27 protein-coding genes and 2 pseudogenes are annotated in these 24,977 nt (G+C 62.4%); 15 read left to right on the forward strand and 14 right to left on the reverse strand.

Annotated features, from left to right (window positions below):
* Positions 1–14 precede the first annotated feature (14 nt).
* The gene (locus ACZ3TI_RS21560; RefSeq protein ID WP_465728465.1) at positions 15–1,031 is read right to left on the reverse strand and encodes an alpha/beta hydrolase; all 1,017 of its coding nucleotides are present in this window, start codon (positions 1,029–1,031) and stop codon (positions 15–17) included.
* A gap of 116 nt (positions 1,032–1,147) precedes the next feature.
* Positions 1,148–1,390, reverse strand: a complete 243-nt coding sequence (locus ACZ3TI_RS21565) for a hypothetical protein (RefSeq protein ID WP_465728467.1) — start codon at positions 1,388–1,390, stop codon at positions 1,148–1,150.
* A gap of 212 nt (positions 1,391–1,602) precedes the next feature.
* On the opposite strand from ACZ3TI_RS21565, the gene ACZ3TI_RS21570 reads away from it, so the two are divergent.
* A complete protein-coding gene (locus tag ACZ3TI_RS21570; RefSeq protein ID WP_465728469.1) occupies positions 1,603–3,006 on the forward strand; it encodes a selenium-binding protein SBP56-related protein in 1,404 nt (467 codons plus the stop codon).
* Between the two features lie 20 nt (positions 3,007–3,026).
* Here the strand turns inward: ACZ3TI_RS21570 and ACZ3TI_RS21575 are convergent, their stop codons facing one another.
* Complete coding sequence (locus ACZ3TI_RS21575) at positions 3,027–4,328, reverse strand: globin domain-containing protein (protein ID WP_465728471.1); 1,302 nt, start codon at positions 4,326–4,328, stop codon at positions 3,027–3,029.
* A 135-nt stretch (positions 4,329–4,463) separates the two neighbouring features.
* The gene (locus ACZ3TI_RS21580; protein ID WP_465728473.1) at positions 4,464–5,423 is read right to left on the reverse strand and encodes a helix-turn-helix domain-containing protein; all 960 of its coding nucleotides are present in this window, start codon (positions 5,421–5,423) and stop codon (positions 4,464–4,466) included.
* Between the two features lie 189 nt (positions 5,424–5,612).
* Between ACZ3TI_RS21580 and ACZ3TI_RS21585 the strand changes: the two genes are divergently transcribed.
* On the forward strand, positions 5,613–6,719 hold the full coding sequence (locus ACZ3TI_RS21585; RefSeq protein ID WP_465728475.1) for an NAD(P)-dependent alcohol dehydrogenase: 1,107 nt from the start codon (positions 5,613–5,615) through the stop codon (positions 6,717–6,719).
* Between the two features lie 713 nt (positions 6,720–7,432).
* On the opposite strand, the gene ACZ3TI_RS21590 is transcribed toward ACZ3TI_RS21585, so the two are convergent.
* Both ACZ3TI_RS21590 and ACZ3TI_RS21595 read right to left on the reverse strand, forming a co-directional pair.
* Positions 7,433–7,765 (reverse strand): hypothetical protein, encoded by a 333-nt coding sequence (locus ACZ3TI_RS21590; RefSeq protein WP_465728477.1) that lies wholly within the window; start codon positions 7,763–7,765, stop codon positions 7,433–7,435.
* 255 nt (positions 7,766–8,020) lie between these two features.
* Entirely contained in the window at positions 8,021–8,215 is a 195-nt protein-coding gene (locus ACZ3TI_RS21595; RefSeq protein WP_465728479.1) for a hypothetical protein, read from the reverse strand.
* 111 nt (positions 8,216–8,326) lie between these two features.
* Between ACZ3TI_RS21595 and ACZ3TI_RS21600 the strand changes: the two genes are divergently transcribed.
* The 6 genes and pseudogenes from ACZ3TI_RS21600 to ACZ3TI_RS21625 form a co-directional block, all read left to right on the forward strand.
* Positions 8,327–9,937, forward strand: coding sequence for a hypothetical protein (locus ACZ3TI_RS21600; protein ID WP_465728481.1), 1,611 nt, complete (start codon positions 8,327–8,329; stop codon positions 9,935–9,937).
* 11 nt (positions 9,938–9,948) lie between these two features.
* Complete coding sequence (locus ACZ3TI_RS21605; RefSeq protein WP_465728483.1) at positions 9,949–10,932, forward strand: single-stranded DNA-binding protein; 984 nt, start codon at positions 9,949–9,951, stop codon at positions 10,930–10,932.
* Positions 10,933–11,073: 141 nt separating this feature from the next.
* Positions 11,074–11,484 carry a hypothetical protein gene (locus ACZ3TI_RS21610; protein ID WP_465728485.1) on the forward strand — a complete coding sequence of 137 codons (411 nt, stop codon included), beginning with the start codon at positions 11,074–11,076 and terminating at the stop codon, positions 11,482–11,484.
* Positions 11,485–11,613: 129 nt separating this feature from the next.
* Positions 11,614–13,707: a type IV secretory system conjugative DNA transfer family protein gene (locus ACZ3TI_RS21615; protein WP_465728487.1), complete on the forward strand. Its 2,094-nt coding sequence runs from the start codon at positions 11,614–11,616 to the stop codon at positions 13,705–13,707.
* 66 nt (positions 13,708–13,773) lie between these two features.
* Positions 13,774–14,745, forward strand: a complete 972-nt coding sequence (locus ACZ3TI_RS21620; protein WP_465728489.1) for a replication-relaxation family protein — start codon at positions 13,774–13,776, stop codon at positions 14,743–14,745.
* Positions 14,746–14,849: 104 nt separating this feature from the next.
* Positions 14,850–14,963, forward strand: a pseudogene (locus ACZ3TI_RS21625) (helicase HerA domain-containing protein); the annotation flags it as partial.
* A 12-nt stretch (positions 14,964–14,975) separates the two neighbouring features.
* Here ACZ3TI_RS21625 and ACZ3TI_RS21630 read toward each other — a convergent pair.
* Positions 14,976–15,203 (reverse strand): hypothetical protein, encoded by a 228-nt coding sequence (locus ACZ3TI_RS21630; RefSeq protein ID WP_465728764.1) that lies wholly within the window; start codon positions 15,201–15,203, stop codon positions 14,976–14,978.
* A 220-nt stretch (positions 15,204–15,423) separates the two neighbouring features.
* Here ACZ3TI_RS21630 and ACZ3TI_RS21635 point away from each other — a divergent pair, with 220 nt between their 5' ends.
* The 4 genes from ACZ3TI_RS21635 to ACZ3TI_RS21650 are packed head-to-tail and all read left to right on the forward strand — an operon-like array spanning position 15,424 to position 17,200.
* Positions 15,424–16,245, forward strand: coding sequence for a type IV secretory system conjugative DNA transfer family protein (locus tag ACZ3TI_RS21635; RefSeq protein ID WP_465728766.1), 822 nt, complete (start codon positions 15,424–15,426; stop codon positions 16,243–16,245).
* A gap of 46 nt (positions 16,246–16,291) precedes the next feature.
* Entirely contained in the window at positions 16,292–16,543 is a 252-nt protein-coding gene (locus tag ACZ3TI_RS21640; protein ID WP_465728491.1) for a hypothetical protein, read from the forward strand.
* 10 nt (positions 16,544–16,553) lie between these two features.
* Positions 16,554–16,961: a type II toxin-antitoxin system VapC family toxin gene (locus tag ACZ3TI_RS21645; protein WP_465728493.1), complete on the forward strand. Its 408-nt coding sequence runs from the start codon at positions 16,554–16,556 to the stop codon at positions 16,959–16,961.
* Entirely contained in the window at positions 16,958–17,200 is a 243-nt protein-coding gene (locus tag ACZ3TI_RS21650) for a hypothetical protein (RefSeq protein ID WP_465728495.1), read from the forward strand. Before ACZ3TI_RS21645 ends, ACZ3TI_RS21650 begins: the two co-directional genes overlap by 4 nt.
* Positions 17,201–17,517: 317 nt before the next feature.
* On the opposite strand, the gene ACZ3TI_RS21655 is transcribed toward ACZ3TI_RS21650, so the two are convergent.
* The 7 genes and pseudogenes from ACZ3TI_RS21655 to ACZ3TI_RS21685 form a co-directional block, all read right to left on the reverse strand.
* Positions 17,518–17,934, reverse strand: coding sequence for a hypothetical protein (locus ACZ3TI_RS21655; protein ID WP_465728497.1), 417 nt, complete (start codon positions 17,932–17,934; stop codon positions 17,518–17,520).
* Positions 17,935–18,182: 248 nt separating this feature from the next.
* Positions 18,183–19,013, reverse strand: a complete 831-nt coding sequence (locus ACZ3TI_RS21660) for a hypothetical protein (protein WP_465728499.1) — start codon at positions 19,011–19,013, stop codon at positions 18,183–18,185.
* Positions 19,014–19,522: 509 nt separating this feature from the next.
* Positions 19,523–19,768: a hypothetical protein gene (locus ACZ3TI_RS21665; RefSeq protein ID WP_465728501.1), complete on the reverse strand. Its 246-nt coding sequence runs from the start codon at positions 19,766–19,768 to the stop codon at positions 19,523–19,525.
* Complete coding sequence (locus tag ACZ3TI_RS21670) at positions 19,765–20,166, reverse strand: hypothetical protein (protein ID WP_465728503.1); 402 nt, start codon at positions 20,164–20,166, stop codon at positions 19,765–19,767. The genes ACZ3TI_RS21665 and ACZ3TI_RS21670 overlap by 4 nt, the downstream gene beginning before the upstream one ends.
* A gap of 84 nt (positions 20,167–20,250) precedes the next feature.
* Entirely contained in the window at positions 20,251–21,093 is an 843-nt protein-coding gene (locus tag ACZ3TI_RS21675; protein ID WP_465728505.1) for a helix-turn-helix domain-containing protein, read from the reverse strand.
* Positions 21,090–21,620 (reverse strand): DUF6879 family protein, encoded by a 531-nt coding sequence (locus tag ACZ3TI_RS21680; protein WP_465728507.1) that lies wholly within the window; start codon positions 21,618–21,620, stop codon positions 21,090–21,092. Before ACZ3TI_RS21680 ends, ACZ3TI_RS21675 begins: the two co-directional genes overlap by 4 nt.
* A 1-nt stretch (position 21,621) precedes the next feature.
* Positions 21,622–21,832: pseudogene (locus tag ACZ3TI_RS21685) on the reverse strand (hypothetical protein).
* Positions 21,833–22,049: 217 nt separating this feature from the next.
* On the opposite strand from ACZ3TI_RS21685, the gene ACZ3TI_RS21690 reads away from it, so the two are divergent.
* The 3 genes from ACZ3TI_RS21690 to ACZ3TI_RS21700 all read left to right on the forward strand — a co-directional run bounded on the left by ACZ3TI_RS21690 (position 22,050) and on the right by ACZ3TI_RS21700 (position 24,973).
* Positions 22,050–22,802: a ParA family protein gene (locus ACZ3TI_RS21690; RefSeq protein ID WP_465728509.1), complete on the forward strand. Its 753-nt coding sequence runs from the start codon at positions 22,050–22,052 to the stop codon at positions 22,800–22,802.
* Between the two features lie 1,469 nt (positions 22,803–24,271).
* A complete protein-coding gene (locus tag ACZ3TI_RS21695; RefSeq protein WP_465728511.1) occupies positions 24,272–24,469 on the forward strand; it encodes a helix-turn-helix domain-containing protein in 198 nt (65 codons plus the stop codon).
* Positions 24,470–24,511: 42 nt separating this feature from the next.
* Positions 24,512–24,973 carry a tyrosine-type recombinase/integrase gene (locus ACZ3TI_RS21700; RefSeq protein ID WP_465728513.1) on the forward strand — a complete coding sequence of 154 codons (462 nt, stop codon included), beginning with the start codon at positions 24,512–24,514 and terminating at the stop codon, positions 24,971–24,973.
* Positions 24,974–24,977 lie beyond the last annotated feature (4 nt).

Genomic DNA, 24,977 nt, shown 5'->3' on the forward strand with positions numbered 1-24,977 from the left:
GTCCTGCTCGAAGGTCACGCGTTCTCCCCCACCGGCTGCACGCCCGTCGGCGGCACGTCGGTCGGCTTCGCGTCCGCCGACGGCACGTCCAGGTAGGCGGCGAGCCAGTGGTCCAGCTCGGCGAACGTCCGGGTGCGGGCCTTCTCCCCGGAGAGCACCAGGTCGTGCATGCCGCCCTCGATCCGCACGATCGTGACGTGCTGCCCCAGCTTCGGCCCCTGCGCGGCGATGTCGTCGGCGCGCAGCACGGCGTCCGCGTGGTGCAGGGCGCTGTGCCACTTGGTGGTGGCGATCGACTTGGTGGAGGCCATCAGCAGCACCGGCACGTCGATGCCCAGCCCGTGCCGCAGCCGCCGGTGCCCCTGGTGGATCGCCGACAGCCAGCCCGCGAACAGCGGGAAGCCCTCGGCGGGCTTGAGGGTGAGGTCGAAGTCCCACTCGCCCCTGTGGTCCTTGTGCAGGCTGTGGGTGTAGTGCGGGTTCATGCTCGACGGCAGGACGCGGGTCGGCGCCAGCCGCCCGATCGCCGTCACGGCCGGCCCGCCGAGGGTGCGGACCGCGGGCGAGGTCGGCATCGACAGGAACGGCGAGTTGAGGAACAGCCCGTCCACCACGCCCCGCCCGGCCCGGCGCCCCGCCCACAGCGCGGCGACCAGCCCACCGGTCGAGTGACCGTTCACCAGCAGCTGCTTGTGCCCGTCCACCTCGCGGATGATCCGCACCGCCGCGTCGATCTCCTCGTCGTACTCGGCGAGGCTCCGGACGAAGTTCGGCGACTGGTGCGGGCGCAGCGAGCGGCCGTACTTGCGCAGGTCGAGCGCGTAGAAGGAGAAGCCGAGCGCGGTGTAGTGGTCGGCGAGGTTGGTCTGGAAGAAGTAGTCGTTGTACCCGTGGATGTACAGGACGGCCCGCTCCGCCCCGGGCACGAGCCGCCGGACGAGGGTCGCGCACACCGCGCCCTCGGCGTCCGGCCGCAGCTCGAGCTCCGCCGCCTCGTAGGGGGCACCCAGGATGTCTTCCCGAAACTCCACCGCCGCACCGATCCTTCGCTCCGCCTGCCGACCGCCTTGCCGGTCCGGCAGGTGACCACCCGTTCCGAGCCATGACGATACCGGCCGGTAGGGTCGCGCCGCGCGGCGGCGCCGGGTCAACGGCCGGGAGTGTCCTCCGCCGGACCGGCCCGGACCGCCCGCTCCCGCGCCTCGGCCTCGCCCGCCCCGGCGACGGCGCCCGCGGCGCGGAGGACGGCGCTCAACACGGCCCGGATCATGGCCTCGCCCTCACGATCGCCCGACGCCTGGAGCATGCCGATCGCCTCGCGGCAGGCATCGGCCGCCTCCTGGAAGCCGCCCAGGCCGCTGAGCGTGCTCCCGAGGTTGATCAGGGCCATCACCTCGCCACCGGGGTCCGCGCACTCCTGGAACAGACTCCGGGCGCGGCTCGGTGCCGGGAGCCCCTCCTCGTGCTGTCCCGGGGTTTCGTAGGTCTCGGCACCGGCCCAGGGTACGCTCCGCGCTTCCTTGCCACTCCTCGTGCGCCTGCTGTGCGCCGGTGCCGATGTGGAACGCTTCCCGCACGGACAAGGCGAGTTGGGGAGTCTGCATGCAGCACGAGCACACCGATCCGTCGCTCTACCGGTCGGCCGCCGAGGCCATCGCCGCGCCTCCGGAGAAACTCGCGTACGTCGCGGGGTTCGACCGGGCCGGGGAGCGGCCGGACGCGTTGCTCACCGTCGACACCGATCCGGAGTCGACGACCTACGGAACGGTGTTGAACTTCGCCGAACTCCCCACCCTCGGGGACGAGTTGCACCACTTCGGGTGGAACGCCTGCTCCAGCGCACTGGCGCACGCCTGCCACGAGAACCCGGAACGGCGCTTCCTGCTCCTCCCCGGGCTGCGGTCCTCCCGGCTGCACGTGATGGACACCAGGCCCGACCCGGTGCGCCCGCGCCTGGTCAAGACCGTCGAGGCGGAGGAACTCGCCGCCAAGGCGGGCTACTCGCGCCCGCACACCCTGCACTGCGGCCCCGACGGCGTCTTCCTCTCCTGCCTGGGCGCCGGTGACGGCACCGACGGGCCGGGCGGGGTGGCGCTCCTCGACCACACCACCTTCGACGTACTGCGCGCCTGGGAGACCGAGCGCGGGCCGCAGCACTTCGCGTACGACGTCTGGTGGCACCTCGGCACCAACGTCGGCATCACCAGCGAGTGGGGCACCCCGCGGATGGTCGAGGAGGGGGTGGTGCCGGAGCTGCTGCTGGGCCGCAAGTACGGGCACGCGCTGCACTTCTGGGAGCTGGACTCCGGGCGGCACCTGCAGCGGGTCGACCTCGGCGACCAGTACCAGATGGTGCTGGAGCTGCGCCCCGCGCACGATCCGCAGGCGGAGTGGGGGTTCGTCGGGGTGGTGACGAACGTCGAGGACCTGTCCTCCTCGGTCTGGCTCTGGTACCGGGACGGGCCGGCCTTCACCGCGCGCAAGGTGATCGAGATCCCCGCCGAGCCGGCCAAGGCCGAGGACCTGCCGCCCGCGCTGCAGCCGTTCGGCGCGGTGCCGCCGCTCGTCACCGACATCAATCTGTCCGTGGACGACCGCTGGCTGTACGTGTCGGCGTGGGGCACCGGCGAGTTGTTCCAGTACGACGTCTCGGACCCGTTCCATCCCCGGCTCGCCTCCTCCGTCCGGCTCGGCGGGGTGGTCGCCCGCACCCCGCACCCGGCCGAGCCGGGACGCCCGCTCAGCGGGGCGCCGCAGATGGTGGAGATCAGCCGGGACGGCCGGCGGCTGTACCTCACCAACTCCCTCTACGGCGCCTGGGACGACCAGTTCTACCCGGCCGGCATCGAGCCCTGGATCGTCAAGCTGGACGCCGACCCGGAGGCGGGCGGGCTGAGCATCGACGAGCGCTTCTTCCCGCACGGCGCGGACTTCCGGGGACTGCGCGTACACCAGACCCACCTCGCGGGCGGCGACGCCTCCTCGGACTCGTACTGCTTCCGGTAGGACGGGCTACCGGCTACCGGCTACCGCTGCAGCGCCTGGTCGTACCGGACCTGCCCCGAGGGCAGCCCGGCGGCCACCAGTCGGCGCCGCACCGAGGCGACCATGCCGACCGGTCCGCTGACGCAGGCCAGGTGGTCGCGCCAGTCGCCCGCCGCCGCGACGGCGTCGGCGAGGCGGCCGGCCGTCACCGGAGTGAGGGTCAACCACGGTTTGTGCAGGCCGAGTTCGGCGAGCGACTGCCAGTCGTAGAGGTCCGAGCGGTCCCGGGCGCCGACGAACAGGTGGACCCGCCGGCCGGTCGGCCGGTGGGCGGCCTGCTGCTCGACGATCGCCTTCATCGGGGCGAGGCCGGTGCCTCCCGCGACCAGCAGCAGGTCGCGGGCGTCACCGTCGGGCAGCAGGCTGCCGCGCGGCGGGCCGAGGCGCAGCCGGTCGCCGACAGCGGTGTGCCCGACCAGGGCGGCGCTCACCCCGGCCGGGCCGGTGCGGCGGACGTGGAACTCCAACTCGTTGTCGGTGCGCGGGGCGCAGCCCATCGAGTACTGCCGCCAGGTGTGCGGCAGCGCCGGGTGCTCGACGGTGCCGTACTGCCCGGCGCGGTAGGGGTACGGTTCGCCGGTGCGCACCCGCAGCACGGCGAGGTCGGGGCGGCGGCGCTCGTGGCCGGTCACCACGGCGTGCCAGTACGGGGGTTCGGCGAGCGCGGAGTCCGCGCCGGCCACCATCGCGCCGACGGCGAAGCGGATCATCCGTACCCAGGCGGCCTCCAGTTCCTCGGTCCAGTGCCCGCCGGCCCGGTGGCGGATCGCCGCGCACAGGGCTTCCTCGAAGGCCTCGTAGTGGACCGGTCGGACGCCCAGTTTCCGGTGGTCGCGCCCGAGTTGGCGGAGCGTGCGGCCGAGCTCGGCGGGGCGGTGGAGGTGGTCGACGAGGTGGTGGAAGATCCGCTCGAGGTGGGCCTGCTGGAACTCCATCGAGGCGGGGAAGAGCGGGCGCAGGTACGGGCGGCGGCGGAACATGACCGCGTAGAGGTGGTCGATCAGTTCGGCGAGCGGGGCGACCAGGTCGAGGTCGCGTCGGATCAGGTGCTGGTCGGCGGCGCCGTCGTAGCCGCCGTACCCGCCGTCGTCGTCACCGTCGTCGCCGTGGACGCCGTAGTCGCCGTGCCCGAAGTCGCCGCCCGAGGAGGCGGGCGGGGCGAGGAGTCGGCGTCGTAGGCGCATCGCGTGGTGGCGGGCGATCAGCCGGTCGTACTCGGCGGTGGTGGTCGCGGTCCCGATGGCCGTGCCGTTGGCGGGGGGCGTGCTGCTGCTGTTGTCCATGTCATGCCCAGTCAACTGCCCGGCCACCGAGGCCGAGAAGGGCCGATCGCCCCGGCGGACCCGGGACCATCGACCCCTTGCACTTTCCGACCGCGAGCCGGGTGCCACACCCTCCGGTCGCGACTGCCCGGGCGGCTACCCGGGCTGTTCGGCAGCCGCACCGGCCTGCCGCTCGGACCGGCCCGCCTGCCGCTCGGACCGGCCCGTCCGGAACTCGGACGGGCCCGTCCGGAACTCGGACGGATCCGCCTGGAACTCGGTGGCCGCCCAACTCGCCAGCAGGCGCAGCGATTCGGCCGAGGTCGAGCCCGGTTCGGCGTGGTAGGCGATCAGCACCTGGTCGCCGTCCCCGGCCGGGCGCAGGGTCTCGTACTGCAGGCTGAGCCCGCCGACCACCGCGTGGTGCAGGTGCTTGGTGCCGTGGCCCTTGTCCTGGATGTTGTGGGTGGCCCACATCCGGCGGAAGTCCGGGCTCTTGAGCGAGAGTTCGCCGATCAGCGAGGCAAGGTGGGGGTCGTCCGGGTCGCGTCCTGCGTCCAGGCGCAGGATGCCGACGACGTCGTTCGCCTTGCCCTCCCAGTCCTGGTAGAGCTCGCGCGCGGCCGGGTCGAGGAACACGTGCCAGGCCATGTTTCGCTGCTCGGGCGGCATCGCGGCGAAGTCGCCGAGCAGGGCGGTGCCGAGCCGGTTCCAGGCGATGATGTCCAGGCGCCGCCCGAGCACGTACGCGGGCACGCCCTCCATCGCGTCCAGCAGCTGCTGCAGCGCGGGCCGCACCCGCTGCACCCGGGCGGCGGCCCGGCCGGAGCGGCGGCGGGGCGGCTTGGTGAGCCGGCCCAGGTGCTCGCGCTCGGCGGGGCTGAGCCGCAGTACCCGGGCGATGGCGTCCAGGACGGCGGCGGAGACGTTCTCGCCGTGGCCCTGTTCGAGCCGGGTGTAGTAGGCGGTGCTGACTCCGGCGAGCTGGGCCAGCTCCTCGCGGCGCAGCCCGGGCACCCGGCGCCGGGTGGTGGTGTCCGGCAGGCCCACGTCCTCGGGCCGGAGCCGGGCGCGGCGGGATCGGAGGAACTCGCTGAGTTCGGTGCGCTGGTCCATGTCTGCAGTATGCGGGCGATCCGGCGCGCCCGGGGTCGGGCGAGGGTGATACTGCCGTGCGTACCTTCCCCGGACGTACGTCCGGCTTCCCTACGTCCGGCTTCCCTACGTCCCGCCCGCCTACGTTCCGGGTTCGTACGAAGACCTCTGGTCTGGTTGGCCCGGCCGCCCCGCCGCAGTCTTGGGGACATGACGAACGGAACGACGAACAGCACGGCCACCACGGACATCGCGAGCACCACCGGCACCACCCGCACCGTCGCCGCCTACGCGGCGCAGCACCCCGACGCCCCGCTGGCGAAGACCACCGTCACCCGCCGGGCCGTGGGCGAGCACGACATCGTGATCGACATCAAGTTCTCCGGCATCTGCCACTCCGACATCCACCAGGTCGGCGAGGACTGGGGCACCGGCATCTTCCCGATGGTCCCGGGCCACGAGATCGCCGGCGTGGTGAGCGAGGTCGGCCCCGGCGTGACCCGCTGGAAGGTCGGCGACCGGGTCGGCGTCGGCTGCTTCGTGGACTCCTGCCGCGAGTGCGACAACTGCCGCGCCGGGCTGCAGCAGTACTGCACCGGTGAGGGCGGCCTCGTCTTCACCTACAACGGCACCGGCAAGGACGGCCTGCCGACGTACGGCGGCTACTCCTCGGAGCTGGTGATCGACGAGGCGTACGCGCTGGGCATCCCCGACAGCCTGCCGCTGGACGCCGCCGCGCCGCTGCTGTGCGCGGGCATCACGCTGTACTCGCCGCTCGCCCACTGGGGCGCCGGCCCGGGCAAGAAGGTCGCGATCGTGGGCCTCGGCGGCCTCGGCCACATGGGTGTGAAGCTCGCCCACGCGATGGGCGCGGAGGTCACCGTCCTCAGCCAGTCGCTGCGCAAGCGCGAGGACGGCCTGAAGCTCGGCGCCGACCACTACCGGGCCACCTCCGACCCGGCGACCTTCAGCGAGCTGGCGGGCAGCTTCGACCTGATCGTCAACACCGTCTCCGCCGACCTCGACCTCAGCGCGTACCTGGGCCTGCTGCGCACCGACGGCACCCTGGTGCAGGTCGGCATGCCGGAGAAGCCGATCACGGTGCACCCGTACCCGATGGCCCTCGGGCGCCGGTCGCTGTCCGGGTCGATGATCGGCGGGCTGCCGGAGACCCAGGAGATGCTGGACTTCTGTGGGGAGCACGGCATCACCGCGGAGATCGAGCTGATCCGGGCCGACGAGATCAACGAGGCCTACCAGCGGGTACTGGCCGGCGACGTCCGGTTCCGCTTCGTGATCGACGCCTCGACCATCTGATCGTCGCCGCGGCGGTCCGACCGGCGGGCGAACCACCCGCACGAGCACGACGCCCGCGCCCCGGTGCTCTCCCATGGCAGGACTACCGGATTTTGGCGTCCAGCTTGTCCAGGAGGTCCGGCAAACGTCCAGGTCAGAGGGCTTCGCTCCAGCCGGCAAGTCGGAGTCCGTGACAAATGCGTGACACAGCCGGACGCTCGGACCTCTCCTGTCAAGGTCACCCCATATAGAGGCGACAGCCCTTCCTATTACAGGAGGGGCTGTTCGTCGTCTCGCGCTCTGACATTGTCGCGTGGGCCATCAGACCATCCCTGACGCGAGCAGGGGCCACGATGAGCTAGTGATCATGAAGGCGCGAAGCGCCCGCTTCAGAGATCGTGGTGCCCTCGCAGGGGTGTGTGGCTGAGGCGCGGGGCCAGGCAAGGGGTCGAGTCTTGGGCAGCGCCCGCGCCCTGACGATCACCCTAGCCGCTCGCCTGTGCCGTAACGGTGGGTTTACCTGGAGCCATATTGGCTACGAAGCGTAGTTGTCACTCATCGTAGCGTTGCCACGATGAGTATTCAGTGAGACGGTGGAAGTGCTGGAGGTGCGCTATGGCCAGCATGGTGCGTATGCGAGTGATTACCGGCTGTGTGAGCACATAATGGCAGATGGCCTTGGATGCCACAGGCTTTGAAGAAGGGAGGTCAGATCACGTGTCGAACCTTGGTTGTTAATCTGTTTGCGGGTATACAGGGTGCGTAATGGTGGTTGAGTTTACAAAAAGCGATCCAAACGCGGCAATGGATCCAGCTAACGCCATGCCGGCAGATGGGTGCTCTGGATGCAGCGCGAATACGCAGTATGTTGCAAGCCCAGCAACCACTAAGGTAGCAACGGCTGGAACCCATAGATGACGGTTGACAATTAGCCCCATCAGCCCTGCAGTAATTGCGAGGATGTCAGCTTCGAGGCCAGAGAGTTTGAGGTCTCTCTTGCTCATTGCCGCGAGACCTAGGAACGCCATAAGCGCCATGTAACCGAACTCTTTTAGGAGCGTTGTCATCCACGTATATGTGCTAGGCGGGGGTGACCATGAGAACGTAAGTGACTTGCGATCGTTAGACCCTCGTGCGGCGATGCGGGTAGCGCTGGGATCGGTCATACGACCATCACTACATGCTTCGCCTGGATCCCGCTCGGTGAACTAGACCAATTGGATGAAGATCCCATGTTCATTCCGGTAGCGAAAAGAGGAAAAAATACACGCCCGCGATAGAGCCAGAATGCCGACAGGAAGCGAGACAATTGTTTTCTGCGACTATTGACCGCGATGGGGGCTCTTGCCAATAGCCCTGTTGAAGCGTCTTGAATCTTCTTTATTTGCTAGCTTGTCAGCAGCCTTTACGGCTGCAAGACGCTCTTCCAGAGACATGGGATTGTCGGTGTTTTCGCGCTTGGCGTTTTCCCTGTAAATTTGATCGATGGCAATCTCCCATGGAGTAGGCTTTTCCATATCCTTCTATTTCGAGTTCATCCATTGTTTAGAACTCTATAGTCTATTATCCATAAAGGACTTCCTAAAGTCAATATAGCAGTTTTGGTGGCAAGGAGGGAGGCTGCAGGCATGCGTCTACTTTCCGGCGATGAGAAAGAACAAGTCGATCAAGCTGCCGTGGCGCTTATTGCCGATTTTCCCGCTTGGCGACTCCGCGCTATAGAACGCATTGAACTTTCAAGTGCACTTTGGTCCGAGCGCAAGCGTGAGATCCATGTCCGCCCGCTCGTCACGGCTATATCGGAACCTCATGAGCACGACAATGAGCAGCCGATGATTAGTTTGAAAGGCATACTCAACGCCCCATTGAGCCCATTTAGGCGAACCCACAACACCGTTGAATTAATTCTCCCAATTGCGGACATGCCAGCAATTCCGGTACTCGACCTCCATATTACCGTTGACGGGCAGGAGGCTTACCGAATCCCGCTTGACGAGAGTGCCCGAATTCAGGCTAAACATGTTGTGCACCTGGCACGCATGGCTGGACTTCAAGAAGGCGATCTCCCTGGGGGATTTATCGAGTTTTTGACAGCCGTCTTCTACTTCCCATCCAGTTACTACGAGGAGCTCTGGAAGAAGTACTACCATCCTTCCCTGCGAACCATTGGATACTGGGATCAACGAAAGGAGGCCAAAATCGTTAAGGAGTTCCTTCTTGCGAATGAGAAGGATATCTCTCCCAGTGATGTTATCCAGCACTATAGGGGATGGGAAAATGCATCAAGGGACATCCGGAAGATAGCCGGCAATCACGCCCTCTCAGAACATCTGAGCGGCGCCGAATGTCCTTTACTTGCACTTCCTTATTACTTCCGACAGCAAAAGCGAAAGCATAAAATAATGCCCACAAGTGAGTCAGTTGAAAGCTATTTGGGCACTCTTCATGACCTTATACAACATGCCGCACAACGTGCCCGTGGTTCACTTCTTGCGCAGAAGTTCCTTGGCGCCTACTTTGGCTATGGTTTGCGCTGGGTGGCCTTTGCTAGATGCACCGTTCCTCTGAATGAGGCTTTTATTATCGAGGTGACACATAAGCGGGCAATCTACTTCACAAAGACGCGCGATACGTCCATGCCAATGCGCGAGCACTTTTGTAGAAGCGCATATACAATGCTTGCCTTCGCCGATGCCGAGACCAATCATGTGAGCGTCCGAGTTGGCGATACGTCTGTCCGTCTCCACCGCCCAGAAGCCCTAGACAAGCTAGGTCGACGCTTCAAAAACTCAAAACGATTGACGGTGGATGAAGAAGTGAGGACTTCTGAACTTTATTTCAGGCAGGACTCCACATGGGATCGGGACGAACGAATCTGGATCAAGTTGCCATTACGCTTGGCTAGACTACAATCCGCAATGCTTTGGCTCACCATGGTCGTTACAGCATTTGCTATCGCCCTGCTATCCGTCCGTGGAGTCGCGGATACCGATCTGACCGCAAAAGACGCGACAGTCGTGCTAGTTCCAGTTGCCTTTGCAGCCACCCTTCTGCTTGCAAGAGACTCATCGACACTAAGCACGAGGATCCGACAGGTGCGCCAGTCTGCTCTTCTAATTGAGCTATCCATTCTTCTTGGCATGGCATTTTCCCTCGTATTGATTCACTACATTGGCGATCATGATCCCAGTGCTATTTGTAATCTGCCATACATACTTCGCTGCCATAGCTCCGTATAATCCGCTCTCATATGCCAGAACGAGAGCAACAAGCAAACTTTGATGGGGCGGCCATCGCCAAAGCCCTGAAGGCTGATGCCACTGCGGTGAATGATCCCGCCTACGGCAAGGGCCAGCACTTCCAGGTGCAAGGCGAGAAGACCTTTCTGAGCCTGGATACCTTCCCCGAGACCGGCGTCTCACGTATCACGACCAAGGGAGCCCGCATCGAGCTGTTTGGTGGCACGGCGCCCACAGTCGAGGAAGAGGGCATCGTCTTCCTGCAAAAGGACGCCGACCACGAGCACGTGACGGTTGCACTCCATCCTGATGGTGCGATCACCATGGGCTACCAGCTCGATACCGGCCCTGCCGCGGTCGCCGGCCTGCCAGACCATGTCGAGGACACCGAGCAGATCCTCAGCGAGCAGCAGACAGCCAAGCAGTTCGAGGATCAGGGACCGGCTGACCCTGTGGTCACACTGGCCAAGCCGCCCGAGAAGTCTGCTGACAGCCTCAACCGGATGCCTGGCGCCTATCCCGATGTACGACCCATGATCCAGCAGGTTGGGCAAACGCCTGTCGCCTCAGCGCAGCCGCCGGCCGACGCCCAGGCCGCGGAGGATCCGCTTGCCCGTGCCGCACGGATTCGAGAAGCAGAAGAGGCCGAGGGTTCCCACAAGCCCGCAGAGCCAGGAGCCGAGGTCGAGCCCGAGCGCATCAAGGTCACCGGCCGGCTGGGGAGAAACCCCACCATCCGTGAGACTCGCGGGGGCAAGCTGGTCGCCAAGTTCCCCCTTGCCATGCACAACGAGGACGGCACTACCACCTGGCGCGATGTGATCGCCTTCAACGAGCGCGCAGCCGCGCTGCAAAAGCGCATCGAGGCCGGCGAGCTGGTGAAGGGACGCGAGGTCGATGTCGTTGGGTACCTCCACGAGCGTGAATACAAGGCCCGAGACGGCACCCCCAAGACGGCGCAGGAGATCTACTCAGTTGCTATAACCAGCCGTTGAACATCTGGACATTCTTCTTCTCCCACAGAAAAGGAAGCCGGATCTCCCTGCGCACAATGAACTCCCACGCGCGCCGAGGCCGATAGGAGATCTGCCCTCTTGACGAGAAGGCCCCGCTTATGAGATATACGAACCATATATATGACAGAAGCGAATACCAGAGGAGAGCCATACGAAGATGACCGAACCGAGTGGACCCAGCAGGAGTGGCGCGACGGATTTGAGTTTTTGGCGGATCTGCTTTCCTTAACCAGGGATGAAGCGCGACGACAGAAGACTGACGGGACCGTGGAATCCGTCTTCTCGTATACAGCTACCCTTCACTTCGATAAACCCGATGCTGAGGCACTTGGCTCAATGCGACTTTCCGCACTAGCAGCCGGCATGGTCGAGGTGGCACCACCGATTATCGCGCCACTGAACGATGGCAGCGACAAGACCTTTGTACAACTTCTGTACCATGAGCCCACGTCCATACAGGCCACAACCAAGTCCTCGATCCGCAAGCTGCTTCTTGTTCCGCCTGGCCTGTACAAGCCGCCAAAGCAGTGAGTCAGGGGGCAACCACTCTTTGTGTCCAGAGCGTCGCGCCTGGTGTGGCCGCTTAAGCGCATTTGGGTCTCTCCCTTTGCGGGTAGGCACATGACACTTTGTGATTTCCTGGCCCTGTGAGGTACCCCCATGGCCGGACAGTTCAACAAAAGGGCTTACGGTCCATTCGAGGTCGTCATCCCACTAACCTCTCTTCCCCGTGAACGGAGCTGGGAGGAGCTGCTCTGGCTCACTACCCAACCTGATTTCCGCTTCGGGAGCCAGGAATATCGCGAGTCGATTCTCTCGCATATGCCAGAAGCCATCAAGAGACAGCAAGCGATAGCCAGATGGACTGACCCTAGCCCTGTAACAATTGGCACCGGTGACGACGGCCAGTGCTTGCTCCCCACTGACGAGCTCTGTTCTGGCATCTACGTGCTCGGCACGCAGGGAACCGGCAAGTCATCCCTGTTGCAAACCGTTGCTCTGCAGCGATTGGACGCCCACGATAGCGTCATCGTTCTGGACCCGCACGGTAAGCTGGTCGATGACATCGTTAACACCATGTCGACCGGTCGGCTGCGCCACACCTTTCTTCTTGACCTTGGCGACGCTCGCAACTTCCCCTTTTCATTGAACATCTTCGTCTGCCGCGATCCCTCGGATGAGGTTGAACGCACCAGGACGGTTTTGCGTGCTTCCTCAGTGTTCCGTCGGATCTGGCCAGAGATCGAGGGTGGGGTCTTCGTTGATGAAGTCCTGGATCACGTCACATCAACACTCATAGACAACCCTGATTGCACCCTTGCAGACGTCCCTTCCTGGCTTGCATCTGCTATCCCTGCTCACGTCATCAGAAATTGCCAGGATGACGACACTCGAACGTTCTGGGTTTCAACACTCCCGAAGCTTTCTGCCGATCAGCGCCAATCGCGGTGCGGCCCCTTCCTCAGGCGTCTGCGAAAGCTTAACCGTGATCCGCTCCTTAAACGGCTGCTCTGTAATCCAGACCCCGCAATCGATGTGCTGTCGCTTCTGAAGAAGCGCCAGAGTCTTCTGGTCAAACTTCCAGTCGATGATCAGGTGCTTGGAGCCGCAGCCCGCTACACGGGCGTCATACTCTTCACGCTGATTGAAGCTGAGACATTCAGCAATCTTCCGGATGACGGAAGCCTTGGTTACACACTCCTTGTCGACGAATTCCACAACTTTGCCACCGATCGCTTCGTCAATCTCTTTGTCGCTGGCCGCAAGTATGGAGCCAAGACTGTTCTTGCGCACCAATACATCGACCAGCTTGCTGCCGCAGGCCTGGGTGATTCGATAACGGGCGCTCAAACTGCTGGCACTACCATCGCCTTCGAGCTCACGCCGGCGGACGCTAGAACGATCTCGGCGAAGTTCACTGCTTTGCGTGTATCAAGGGAGCGGTCAAATCTGCGCGCCAATGTCGCCGAGGCACTCATCGAGGACCCCGAGGAGGACGTGAAACTCTTTGCGCTGCAACATATAGTTCCCCTGTTCAAGGGGAGCCACATACAGCTACATCGCACCTGGTCGAAGCACGAAGATGCCTACATTATTCGTAATGGCCATAAGGACTACTTTAAGACCCCTCGTCAGCCTCAACGCGAAACGACACAATACCCCACACAAAACCTTGGGTGGGGAGACGAGGAATTCGATCCCGATGATGCTCGTCGCGCCGTAACTCTCCTAAACGAAGTGCTCTATACCGCCCAAAAGAACGGCCGTGCCGAACCTGACAAGCTCGCAGATCTCGTACGAGCTTTGGCTAGTACCCCTAGGGGACTTGAGCCGAAGCAACTTGCCCTACGAGAGCAGGAGCTTGAAGCCAAGCTTTCGATTATTGTCCGGAAGCTGATTGAGGAACCGCTCATACAGATACGGCCCTCTTCTACTCAGATAGAGATCGCCGAAGAGCTCCAGTTGCTTCGTCCTCGCGAAGCCTTCGTCAAGACCCGTCACGGAACCAGTCGAATCCGTACGAGCGATCGGCCCGAGCCTGTTTCTGCGCAGCAGCAGACACAACGGCATCAGCAACTTCTCCACCAGACCCACGCTGCATTCTGCCGACCTCGCGATGAAGACCCCACCCTGCGCTCCCTTCGCGAGAAGCTCTCGGGCGCGTCGCCACCCGAGCTGAAGCCCCCAGGGCAAGAGCCGCCAGAGGACCCCCCAATCGGGAGGCGTTCCCCCAAGAGGTCGCCTGGAAAGTAGCTTCTCTTACGGGAGTCTTACGCTGTTTCAGTTCGAGTTGTGACACTCGTTTGGCAAGGTAGTCCAATGAACGACCTACCAAACTCCAAGGGCGCTGCCCGTCCGCTTCGCATCGGTGAGGTCGATGCGCAGATTCTGCGGGCCATCAACAGCTTCCAGTACATGACCGCTGCCCAGGTAGGCCGGCTGTTCTATCCCAACCAGCACGACAACAACCGCTATGCCCAGCGAAGACTTCGCCGGCTCGCCGAGGAGTCTTACCTGCTCAGGCTGCGGGAGCTGCCCACGCCACGCCTTGGCTCAGCACCTCTGGTCTTCACCCTGGCCGACAAGGGCCGCCGCTTCCTCGCCGCCCGTGGCGTGCCGCTTGTCTCCTCCTACTACCGTCCGTCCGAGGAGCTGGCGAAGGCGTGGGACAACCCGTTCATGGAGCACACCCTTGCTGCCATCGATGTCCTGGTTGCCGCGGCCCTGTTGTGCCGTGAGCACCAGGTCGCCATGCCCAGGCTTCTCAATGAGCGCCAGCTCAAACGCTCCACCATCCGCGTGCAGCCCGTGGGCCCGCCCGACAGCCGACCGGTGACCGTGATCCCTGATGCCTGGTTCCAGCTGCAGTCACCGACAGACGAGCAGCCCATCTCTGTCGCTCTGGAGCTTGACCGCGGCACCGAGGCGCAACAGCACTGGCGCCGCAAGGTCGCAGCGCTTTCGGCCTGGGCGACGGGGCCATACCGGCGGGCCTTTGACACCGACAACATCACCATCGCTGTGGTGGTGCCTACCACGCGCCGCCGAGAGCAGCTGGTGGACTGGACGCGAGCCGAGCTCACCGCGACTGGACAGGTTCAGCTTGCCGACATCTTCCTCTTCACGCAGGCCTCGCCGGTCACCACAGACCCCGCCGCCTTCTTCTTCGCCCCGCTCTGGTTCACGGCCGCAGACGACGATCCCGTGAGTCTGCTTGATTCCCTACCCCAGCAGCAGGCCGAGACTGACCAGCGCTGGTGGCTGGGGCCAGCAGAACGGGAGGTCGAGTGATCTTTCAGCCGACCCACCCAGCGCCCCGCATCCCCCTTGGCACGTACTGGAGTTGGCTGTTCCCGCGAACCCTCTATCTCCCGCTCACCGATGCTCGTGTCCACATGCATGCGCTGGGCAAGACCGGCTCGGGCAAGAGCTACTTCCTCGCCTCGCTGTTTCTCGCCCTCCACCAGGCCGGCCAGGCGGTCACCCTCATTGATCCCCATGGCGATCTCGCCCAGCTGGTTCTAGCGCACCTCGTCCAGGCCGAAGCGCTTGCAACGCCCGAGCAGCGAGCGCGCCTGGTGTACCTGGACGTTCCTGCTGCCGCGGCACAGCAGCGCTTCCTGCCGTTCAACTTCCTGGCCCAGCCCTTCGACGATCACGCCATGGCCGAGCACGTTGCCGAGGCTGCCCGTCGGGCCTGGCCCGAGCTGGCCCGCGGTGCCCCGACCTTCGAGAACATCCTCAAGCACGCTGTCATCGCCCTACGGCAAAACGGCCTGCCCCTCACCCGACTCTCCGACCTGCTGACCGACACGCCCTTTCGCGAGCAGGTACTCGCCTCAGTGACCGACCCCCAAGTCGTACGGTTCTTCCACCTGCGCATGGATCAGTGGGGACGGGAGGCGCCACTGATGAAGGAGTCCACGCTCAACCGAGCCGACCTCCTGACGCTCTCCCCCATCCTTCGCCATGCGCTGGGTAGCCCACGCAACCGCCCTGGACTTTCGGGCCATCATCGACTCGGGCACCTCGGTGATCATCAACCTGGCGGTTGCCTCACCGGATACCCGCCGGCTCTTTGGCTGCCTGGTGACCGTCGGTATGGAGACAGCAGCCCTCAGCCGCGCGAGCGTCCGCGCTGGAGGATCCGCCCGCACCCCGCACGTTCTCATCCTGGACGAGTTCTCTCAGTTCATGGCCCAGAGCGAAGAGAGCCTCACACGGATGCTCTCCGAGACTCGTAAGTACAACCTGTTCTGCGTCATGGCGCACCAGAACTGGAGCCAAGCCTCCGACCGACTCAAGGGGGCGCTTCAGAACGTAGGGCTGGAGGTCGTCTTCAAGGCCGGCCGTCCCGACGCCGAGCACTCGGCTCGGCTGTTTGGCGTGGTCGACCCCGATGCCGTCAAGCACGTCGTAGTGGACCAGGCCGCCGAGCAGCGTTCACACCCCACCTACTACCCCCTCCAAGAGCAGTGGGAGCGCCAGGTCCAGGCCATCCAGCAACTCCGCGTTGGTGAGGCCTTCATCAGGTTGCCCGACGACCAGGTCAAGAAGGTCACAACCCCCAAGCTCCCAGACCTCAGCCTCTCCCCCACCGAGTTGGCCGAGATCGAGCGCTTCTATCTTGACCGCTACTTCAAGCCGCCCCCTCCCGAGCCAGTGCGCCAGGCCGTCACCATGGCCACACCCATCAGCCGGCGCCAACCACGCGACCGCCCCACGCAGCGCAGGAGAGCAAAGGGGACGGTATTCCGAGCGGGAGCGAGGAGAGGCGAGGCTAGGAAATAAATTGGGGGTTGACTCAATTGCGAGATATATGTTATAAGCAAGACGTATGATTCGAACGCAGGTTTATTTAACGGAGGAGATTCACAGTCGCGTCAAGCTTGCCGCCTTGAAGGAAAAGAAGGCAGAGGCTCAGGTGATCCGCGAGGCTCTTCAAGAGGGATTGACTCACAAGGTGCCAACCGGCAACGCAGGGGAAGGTCTCCTTGCGCTTGCTGCCCTGGGCAAGAAGCTCGACATTCGCCTCGGCCCAAGCGCCTCTGCTTCGATCGACGACACTCTCTATGGACACGCTAAATGACCCAATCATCATGGACACCAGCGCCATAATCTCCCTTGTCGACGAGGAGGATGCGCTCCACGAACGGGCCTTAGCCATAAGCACCTACCTCAAGGCTCACGACATCGTGGCACTCGTCCCAGGAGAGGTTTTCACCGAGACAACAAACTTTCTGGGCAAGTCCCTCGGGCACGCTAAGACAGTTCCTGTCTGTGAGCTGCTCTACACCGATGACTTTCAGCTCGTAGAAACAACCCCCGAGATTCACACCCACGCCTTCCTCCTCTTTCAAGAGAAGCCCAATTCAGTCAGCTATACAGACTGCCTCGTTATGGCTTTCGCCGATGCCCACTCGACCAAGAGCATCTTCGGCTTTGACGAGGGTTTCCGTAAGGGCGGCTATCAACTTCCGCCATTTAGCGAGGAGGCCGCGGCATGAACTACCTCCGTCTCGCCACCTTCGAGCCTGGCGTGGATCACCCAACGCTTTTCATCAAAGGGACGAAGATTTCAGTTCTAGACGTGGCCCACCAGGTGCTCTGGGAGGGGTTGTCCCTGGATAAAGTGCGGGGAGGACTTCCAAAGCGCATCTCCGTTGCTAGACTTCGCGCCGCTCTCGATGAGCTTCTACAATTCACGATCGACGCCTTGCACAAGGACTCGCTAGCTACCCCCTGACCATCTTTCCCTTTTCCTTCCTTAATTGGCGGCTCTTACGACCTGGCCAGCGGGTCAAGGATCCGAAGGACCCCGAAGGGGCTCGTCCTTGACGCGGTGGGCAGGTCGTAACATCATGTGCCAGAAGGGAGAAAAGAACCTATAGCACCCATGCCATGAACCGCCCATGTCGCACAAGAAATGTTCCACGACCAACTTACGAGGCTAGCGTCTCGCTCCGGTGGCGGCTTTAGCCCTATAGCCTAGCTCTTGACGCTTCTTGCGAGGCTAAGCGACGTTTTCGTTTCTCTGCGCGGCGCTGTTGTTCCCTGAGTGGCTTATAGCTTATTTCCCTCAGGAAGGGTGAAGCCACTCGTGTCAAGCGATAGCCCGCCCAGCGCAGCGATAGCTCCTGCTAGTACGCCGGCCGCAGCTGCGCTGTCTGAGTGGTACATCCGGTAGATTGCTAGCCCAACAAGGACAACAGGAGTGAGGTAGGCGAGAACTCGGACGATGAAGAGAGGGTGCCAGCTTTTTTCTTTTTTGGGGTTGACCGAGAGCCCAAGAAGTCCCACCGCAAGCGCACTTGCGCCACTTCCTAACTCTGGGAGGTCCTTCGGTGGGTTGAAGAGCACAACGTACAACAGCCCGATGATTGCAAAGAAGAAACCGGTTCTTAGCCAGACGAGTGGTGGCTCCTCGTTTTCTCCTGGGACCGACCCTGTTTGGGACTTCTGGTTGTGTTGCGTAGCCATGGTTCTAGGTATAGGTCTATGGCTGCGGTTATGCAGTCTGGCGTGCTCTGCCCGAGCGACCCTGAGGTTTTACCCACCTACCGCGGCCTGGGGCCCGAAGCGGGAAGGCCAAATCGGGGCCTCAAGGGGCAGCTGGCCAGCTGCCCCGATGTGCTGGTCGAGCGTACGGCCTCCCCGCTCCCAGGCCGCGCCAGGACACCGGCCAAAGCCTCAGGCAAAGAGCCTGCCGGCTGTTCCTAACTCTCTGACTATTTCCTCCCTGCAGCTTGCCAACCAGCAGCAAGGAGCTGGGCAATGATCGCTAGCGTTTCGCTGTCCTCGATACTCAGAGCCTTTGCATTCGGGGAGTCGAATGTCAGCATTCCCACGAGCTCGCGAGTCTTCGAGAGCACGGCAGCGGCAGCGAACGCTTCATAGCCACATTCGCCGGACAGCCATTTCGGGTGAGCTTTGACGCCCACCTGGGGGTTCTTTACGTCACTGATAAATAGAGGCGATCTCATGCCATCTTCCATGCAAGCGAGCATGAAGTCGCCCCATTCCTCCCCTGCGGGAAATGTCTCGCCTGGGTGGCCATCGCGGCCGTCAGAGAATCCATGGCAAATCAGGGTCCTTGAGGGATGCTTGTCAAGCTTGAAGAACGAGACCCGCACACCATCCGGCATCTTAGGCGCGACGGTTTGAACTACCATCAATTTTAGCGCCCGTCGTACGTTGTACGGATTGCTGTGTTTTGAGTGCGTTAGATGCACAAGTTCATTAGCAAGTGGGTTGAGGAGTCGGGTTAGTCCTTGCTTCGCTCTCCTGTTAGCATCGTCCGCTGCCACTGCCTTTTCTGTCACCAGGGACTGCTTCGCGAGGTCTGCCTCCGCACGCGCGTCCTCTGCTCGCTTGGTTGCTCTTCTCGTTTCCAATACCGGCAGGAGGATCGCGACCAAGGCACATGCGCCTCCTGGGATTGATAACGCCAGGTTTTGCGCCCCTTGCAGAACCTGGGCGACCACGGCAAGAACGGCGGCCAGGATTGTTCCGGCTTCCCAGCGCCACCATCTTTCACGGCTGAAGACAGCCCACACCATAGGTGTGTCTATACCCACCCTAGCTTCTTCTCATGCTCCGCCATCCAGGCGATTCTTTCCCATTGATAATATTGAGACAATTTCCTTATAATGGGAAACGTGGAGGGTGGACGTTCATGGACATATAGGGGGATGAAGGCGGGTGAATATGGTCCAACCTACGATCGGCACTATTTTGAACTCGCCGAAGAAGGGCTACGAGAAACCGGAAGAGTGGATACGGGTCCAGATTGGAGCATAGAGCAAATAAAGGCGGATCCATCGGGATGGGGCAAGGTCTCTAACGAGTGGTTACATGGAGCCGATCTTTATCGCACCGAGAAATCCCGTGAACAACTAGAGCGCGCGTGGTTGAAAGATTCGGAAGATCCGCCTCGATCTCCTCGCAAAGCGACCGTGTTCCTCCGCCGGTTGTTCCGCCGATCCAAGGCCCGCTAACTTCCACGCACTCTGGTTCGCCGAATGACCTGGCCCCGCCGTTCCCGCTAAACTCTTGTCCCAAATGCCGGCTATCCGCGGCTGGCCTGCCACTCTCTGAATCCTCCAGGGGCGTCATCCGGCGGTACCAGGTCGGCAAGCCGCTTGATCTGCTCCCGCCCGCCCCGCAGCGGCCGCACAAAGACCCCGAAGCTGTGCACGGACATGATCCGCACCAGCTCACCGGTCTTGATCACTGAGACCTGCTGCCCCTCCTCGGGCACCCATCTCCTCTCATCGGTGGTCGCCACTGAAGAGGACTCGTCCACGTTGCTCATGCGCTCACTTCCCTGGAGGATCGCATCGGTAGGTGTGCCGGCGGCTGGTTTTCGGGCAGGTCGAGCAGCCCGTGGAGCACCTGGACGTCTGCTTCGCTGGGAATGACTCGCCCCGTCCAACGGGCGTGGAGCATCAGCAGATCCGCCAGGGCCTGGGCCGTGTGAGCATTGCACCCCCCCAGGTAGACGTAGCCACCCTCCCGAAGCCCCTGAACCTCCGGTGCCACATCCAGTGAGGGCAGGGTGGGCAGCCCGTTCACCCGAAGTGCCGTCCGCAGCGCTTCAGCAGCCACTTCGGCCTGCTGGTGTCGGTCTCGTCGGATGTCCGCCTCGTTCGCAAGCTCGCCCACTACGTCCCGCCTCTCTGTGAAGCAGCCCAGGTCGTCCTTGGACTTCACGGCAGGTTAGACCGCGACGGTTCAGCAACTCCCGCGTGTTTCTTGGAGTTTCGAATCACGTACTAGGTTGTTCCTGAGGTTTCATCAGTCGAGATTCAGCGCTGTTCCGGCGCGGCAGATGAGCCGGTGCGCCTGGGCACCAAAGACCGCGGCCTCACCAAGCTTGTCCCAGATCCGCTCGTACAACGCGATGTCCTCGGGACTGTCCAGCCACATCTCCGTGCTCCAGGTCTCAACGATCACCAGGCGATCATCGTGGATCCAAAACCCCTCCTTGGGGACAACCGATAGGTTCGCTCCCAAGGGGATGATCCCGATGCTCACCGTGTCCAGCCCGAGGATGCCCGTGAGTCGATCGAGCTGGGCAGCCATGACCTCCCTGGACCCGAAGAGGATGTAGAGGGCTGCCTCCCAGAGGAGGAACTCGAAGCGGTGGTTGCGCTCGTAGAGCTGCTCCTGGCGCTTCAGACGGGCCCGCACACCCTCCTCAATGTCACGAGGCGTGTCGTGCAGCTGGGAGAAGTTCGCCAGGACAGATCGGGCATAGTCCGCGGTCTGGAACAGGCCAGGGATGATCGCTGATTCAAAGCCGCGGATCCGGCTGGTTCGCTTGGCCTCAGCGAGGCCTTGCTCCTGGCGCGCACGGTGCCCGCCGGCCAATTGTCGTCGCCAGGAGCGGTACCGAGATTCAATCCCTCGCAGCCGGCCCTTGAGCTCTCCCGCGGCCTCCGGATAGCCGGTGCCACCAGCCCAAGCCTCAAGATCCGCCAGGGTTGGGGTCTGCTTGCCGTTCTCAAGCTTGGAGACCTTCGAGTGCGGCCAGTTCAGCCTCCCTGCCAACTCGCGTCCGGTCAGGCCGCCCTCGGCACGAAGCTCGCGAAGCCGCATGCCGAGGGCTTCTCGGGCCTGCTGGAAGTCAGTGCTCACCCGCCAGACGCTACCTGCTCTACGAAGTCCTCGAACTCCACAGCGAAGTGCCAGGCAGCATCGCGGACTTGGCACCAGCGGAGGACCGACGCAGGATCCTGCGTGAGCTCCATGCCCAACGGACGGGCACCGTCAAAGAGGAACCGTCCGGTCGAGCGGGAATCGAAGAGCCACACGTCTTCCATAGGAAGCCCGAGGTCCTTCGCCTGCTCGCGCCAGAGATAGCGGATGTCCTCCCCTGCCATCAGGTTTAGTGGCGTTCGGGCCAGCAGGAAGCGCTGGTTGTCCGTTGGCGGGCTGTCCACCAGGCGCACCCGCTCAACCCGCTTTCCCAGGGCCGTCTGCTCCCGCATCGTCTGGTGCCAGCCAGTCGGGTCGCCGGCCTGTCCGCTCGTAAGGAACAACTGGTACGCCGGACTGGCAAGGTCTGAGGGGTACGACCGGCGGGTCTCAAGCCGCCAGGCGGTGTGGTCAAACCCTGACCGGAAGAACTCGTCGACGTCTTCCGGTGCGATCAGCTTGTGCACGTCACTCCTTGGGCGCGAAGCGCGTCAAGAGTTCACGAGGAACGACCACGAAGGTCTCCCCTGGGAGGACGTCCTTCATCTGGGCCACGTCGGGAGGGGTCAGTGACCGCATCGCCCTGCACGAGGATCTCGCCCGTGTCCAGGTCTTCGTACAACGTCGGGCAGCTCCCACCGTCAGAGGTTGAGCCGATCATGCGGATACGCCGTGCCATGTGCGCCTCCTTGGTCGTGGGCCGTCAGGCCGTCCCACACCGTAGTGCGACAAGGCATGGCCTGACCGTGATGTTTCGCAAAGTTTCTTGTGACACCCAGGGGCCATGTCCCTTTTATTGCTATATTGACATATTTGTATTGAATTCGCTATTCTGAGATAGATTAAGAAGTTGCGTCGGAATAACCCGCAGGGTTTTCGATGGACTTAACTTACTTATGGTTATCTCAATTGCTTCACAGAAAGGCGGTGTCGGTAAGACATCATCCACCATATCCCTTGCGGCAGGACTTGCCAGACGTGGCAAGCGGGTACTCCTGATCGATATCGACTCTCAGGCCAACAGCAGCAAGGTGCTGCTTCATAACTACCCACAGATCCCAAAACAACAGACGATCTTTGCCACGATCCTGGAGCGAAGCCCCCTACCAACACATCAGACTAGTGTTCCCAACCTCCATATCGTTCCTTCCCACATCCTGCTGTCCAACACGGACGTTGAGCTCACGACAGCAATTGACCACCGCGAGGAACGGCTCAAGAAGGAGCTAGACGCCCTCAAGGGCAAGTATGACTTTGTCTTCATCGACTGCCCTCCTACGCTTTCGTGGCTTACCATCAACGCGTTCACTGCCTCCGACAAGGTCATCGTGGTTGTCTCGCCTGGCTACTTTGAACTTGACTCGATCGTCCAGATCAGTAAGACCATCAAGGAAGTCAAAGAGTACTTCAACCCCCAACTTGAACTCGCCGGCTTCCTCTTCACGATGAGTGACCCGACAGTGAATAGCAAGACCTCACTTCAGATCCTGCGACAGACCTATACGGGCTCAGTCCTCAACACGGTCATCCCCCGCAACACGGATCTTCGCGATGCCCACTTTAACCGCCAAGACGTCTTCTCGTTCAACCCAAAGTCAGCAGCAGCGCTCGCCTACAGCAAGTTGATCGGCGAGCTGTTTGAAGTATGAGCAAGAAATTAAACACTGATGCCATTACAAGTGACCTAGAAGGGTCTTCATTCTTCCCATCCAGGGACTCACGACCAGTAGCACCCGTGCCAGCTTTGGGTGGGCTGGTACAGCAATCCGATCACTCAACACCCGTTCGCCCGAACGACCGCCCGCCCGTTCGCCCGAACACCAGGAGGATTATTACGAGAAACTCGTTTGAGATCTATGAAGACCAGATGGATTCGCTGCGCGAGTTGGCTTACCTGGAAAAGAGAGATGGGAAGATTGGTAGCATGTCAGCCAAGGTTCGAGAAGCAATCGATAGCTACCTTAAGCAGAATCCTCCGAAGAAATAGCCCCATACCCGTTCGCCCGTTCGCCCGAACGATGCATCGACGGGGCGCCCCATCGTAGCAACGGGACTATGCAACACCTTCCCGTTCTGCTTATATCAAAGAGCAGACACAGCAGCCGCCGTCTCCCTCTTTGAGGTTTGCGACTAAAGACGGACTAGCTGGCCGTGATCAAGTGACCGACTGACTGAAGCAAACATGATCGACCTACAAGCCTGTATATCGATCTAGGGCGCAGGCATCATTTTCCTGTAAGCCTGAGTTACCTCATCGACCGAAGGTCGATAGGAGAAGCGAAGGAACGAGAGAACGAAGAGAGCGGGGAATAGGGGAGCCACCGAGGGGGACCTAAGGGGGTTTCCTTGGCGTGTCATAAACGGCGGTTTCGTCTCTTCGAGCATCAGGATTGATCGAGTAGATCTGGTACTCAGGTCGGGTGTCGTACCGCCTCAGGCCGGTACGACGGGCGGTACACCAGGAGCTGGTGAGCGGTAGCGTCCTGCGGACGGTTGTGGCTGGAAGGAACGGCCCGCTGACCAGCGGGTTGGGGTGGTCATCGGACGGGGGGAGTCAGCCCCGCTCCAGGGTTCCCCTAAGCCTCCCGTGCGGTCGGTCGCGCGGCTGACTCCCCCCGTCCTCTCCGCCTGCACATATGGCTTCGCAATACAGCCCTTCGGGTGTGCAGGCTCCGAGTCCACCCCCCAAGGGGGGACACAGTGGCGGCGCGACGGCTTTCCTTCCAGACCTTCCTTCCGCCGCGCCGCAATTGGCCGCTAACGCGGAGAGTGGATCCGGCGTCGCCGGATGACAGAGTGGGGACACCAAATGCGCGGCATGACCGCTGGTGGGCACCAGGAGCTGGTGCGTCTGGCCTACCGGCCAGAGCTTTCTCGCCCCGCGGTTTTTCTTCCGTTGCCCTGTGGCAAAGGCTGGTGTGGAACATGCACGGCCGGCAGGCCCAGTGACACTGCCCCTCGGCCGCCGCCGGAGAATCAGCCTCAACAAACGCATATTTAGGGCGAGTTGGGGGTTTGCCGACCAGACTGAGCGGCAATAGTACTAATAACCTCGGTTTGCGGATTTCCCGCTTGTTCACCGAGTGGTTCCTCTTCGCTCCCTTGGGGTTGGTGCTTGATGCAACCCACACTCGATGAGATCCGGTCTTGGGCGGCTACTGTCGATGTCCCGCAGGCGGCATTGGCCCTGGGTATCTCCCGATCCCACCTGTATGAGTTGATCAAGCGCGGTAGCGTGCCGTTTCGCGTCGTGCAGTTTGGCAACCGGTATCGCGTGATCACTGCATCACTTGTTGCGTACCTGGAGGCGTGCTAACTCCGCCTTTTCCTCAGGGGGGAAAGACCTGGCAGGTGTGCGATGGCTGATCCGATCAGCAAGATAGTCCTCAAGAACGGCAGCGTGCGCTACCGCTTCGTCATTGACGCTCCGCCTGATGCCTCCGGCAAGCGTCGCCAGATTCGCCGAACCTTTGACACCAAGAAGGAAGCGCGAGACGAGCTTGCGCGGATTCGCTACCAGCGAGCGGCTGGGAGCTACGTTGCCCCATCCAAGATGACGGTTAATGAGCTGCTGGACGTATGGTTCCAGACTGCCACTCGTGATGTGGAGGAGGCGACGGTCAAGAACTACTACACCGCTATTCAGTCCGCTCGCACCTTCTTCGGCGAGAAGCGTGTCCAGCGGCTGACCGAGGAAGATGTCGAGGCCATGGTAGACTGGATGGCCACTAAAGCGCGCCAGGCTGGGTGGCAAGCCTGGAACAGGTCTGAGTCTTCGATCCATTCAGCTCACCCTTGGCCGGCTTCGCTCGGCACTTAATCTT

It is taken from the genome of Kitasatospora sp. NPDC023120, from assembly GCF_055560835.1.

What these genes read in the sequence shown, in the direction of transcription:
- ACZ3TI_RS21635 (WP_465728766.1), top strand. Translation starts at nt 15,424, where the DNA reads ATGCGCTGGGTAGCCCACGCAACCGCCCTGGACTTTCGGGCCATCATC.
- ACZ3TI_RS21655 (WP_465728497.1), bottom strand. Translation starts at nt 17,934, where the DNA reads ATGGCTACGCAACACAACCAGAAGTCCCAAACAGGGTCGGTCCCAGGA.
- ACZ3TI_RS21585 (WP_465728475.1), top strand. Translation starts at nt 5,613, where the DNA reads ATGACGAACGGAACGACGAACAGCACGGCCACCACGGACATCGCGAGC.
- ACZ3TI_RS21695 (WP_465728511.1), top strand. Translation starts at nt 24,272, where the DNA reads ATGCAACCCACACTCGATGAGATCCGGTCTTGGGCGGCTACTGTCGAT.
- ACZ3TI_RS21610 (WP_465728485.1), top strand. Translation starts at nt 11,074, where the DNA reads ATGACAGAAGCGAATACCAGAGGAGAGCCATACGAAGATGACCGAACC.
- ACZ3TI_RS21660 (WP_465728499.1), bottom strand. Translation starts at nt 19,013, where the DNA reads ATGGTGTGGGCTGTCTTCAGCCGTGAAAGATGGTGGCGCTGGGAAGCC.
- ACZ3TI_RS21590 (WP_465728477.1), bottom strand. Translation starts at nt 7,765, where the DNA reads ATGACAACGCTCCTAAAAGAGTTCGGTTACATGGCGCTTATGGCGTTC.
- ACZ3TI_RS21700 (WP_465728513.1), top strand. Translation starts at nt 24,512, where the DNA reads ATGGCTGATCCGATCAGCAAGATAGTCCTCAAGAACGGCAGCGTGCGC.
- ACZ3TI_RS21620 (WP_465728489.1), top strand. Translation starts at nt 13,774, where the DNA reads ATGAACGACCTACCAAACTCCAAGGGCGCTGCCCGTCCGCTTCGCATC.
- ACZ3TI_RS21640 (WP_465728491.1), top strand. Translation starts at nt 16,292, where the DNA reads ATGATTCGAACGCAGGTTTATTTAACGGAGGAGATTCACAGTCGCGTC.
- ACZ3TI_RS21690 (WP_465728509.1), top strand. Translation starts at nt 22,050, where the DNA reads ATGGTTATCTCAATTGCTTCACAGAAAGGCGGTGTCGGTAAGACATCA.
- ACZ3TI_RS21645 (WP_465728493.1), top strand. Translation starts at nt 16,554, where the DNA reads ATGGACACCAGCGCCATAATCTCCCTTGTCGACGAGGAGGATGCGCTC.
- ACZ3TI_RS21615 (WP_465728487.1), top strand. Translation starts at nt 11,614, where the DNA reads ATGGCCGGACAGTTCAACAAAAGGGCTTACGGTCCATTCGAGGTCGTC.
- ACZ3TI_RS21575 (WP_465728471.1), bottom strand. Translation starts at nt 4,328, where the DNA reads ATGGACAACAGCAGCAGCACGCCCCCCGCCAACGGCACGGCCATCGGG.
- ACZ3TI_RS21665 (WP_465728501.1), bottom strand. Translation starts at nt 19,768, where the DNA reads ATGAGCAACGTGGACGAGTCCTCTTCAGTGGCGACCACCGATGAGAGG.
- ACZ3TI_RS21570 (WP_465728469.1), top strand. Translation starts at nt 1,603, where the DNA reads ATGCAGCACGAGCACACCGATCCGTCGCTCTACCGGTCGGCCGCCGAG.
- ACZ3TI_RS21595 (WP_465728479.1), bottom strand. Translation starts at nt 8,215, where the DNA reads ATGGAAAAGCCTACTCCATGGGAGATTGCCATCGATCAAATTTACAGG.
- ACZ3TI_RS21565 (WP_465728467.1), bottom strand. Translation starts at nt 1,390, where the DNA reads ATGGCCCTGATCAACCTCGGGAGCACGCTCAGCGGCCTGGGCGGCTTC.
- ACZ3TI_RS21605 (WP_465728483.1), top strand. Translation starts at nt 9,949, where the DNA reads ATGCCAGAACGAGAGCAACAAGCAAACTTTGATGGGGCGGCCATCGCC.
- ACZ3TI_RS21600 (WP_465728481.1), top strand. Translation starts at nt 8,327, where the DNA reads ATGCGTCTACTTTCCGGCGATGAGAAAGAACAAGTCGATCAAGCTGCC.
- ACZ3TI_RS21650 (WP_465728495.1), top strand. Translation starts at nt 16,958, where the DNA reads ATGAACTACCTCCGTCTCGCCACCTTCGAGCCTGGCGTGGATCACCCA.
- ACZ3TI_RS21580 (WP_465728473.1), bottom strand. Translation starts at nt 5,423, where the DNA reads ATGGACCAGCGCACCGAACTCAGCGAGTTCCTCCGATCCCGCCGCGCC.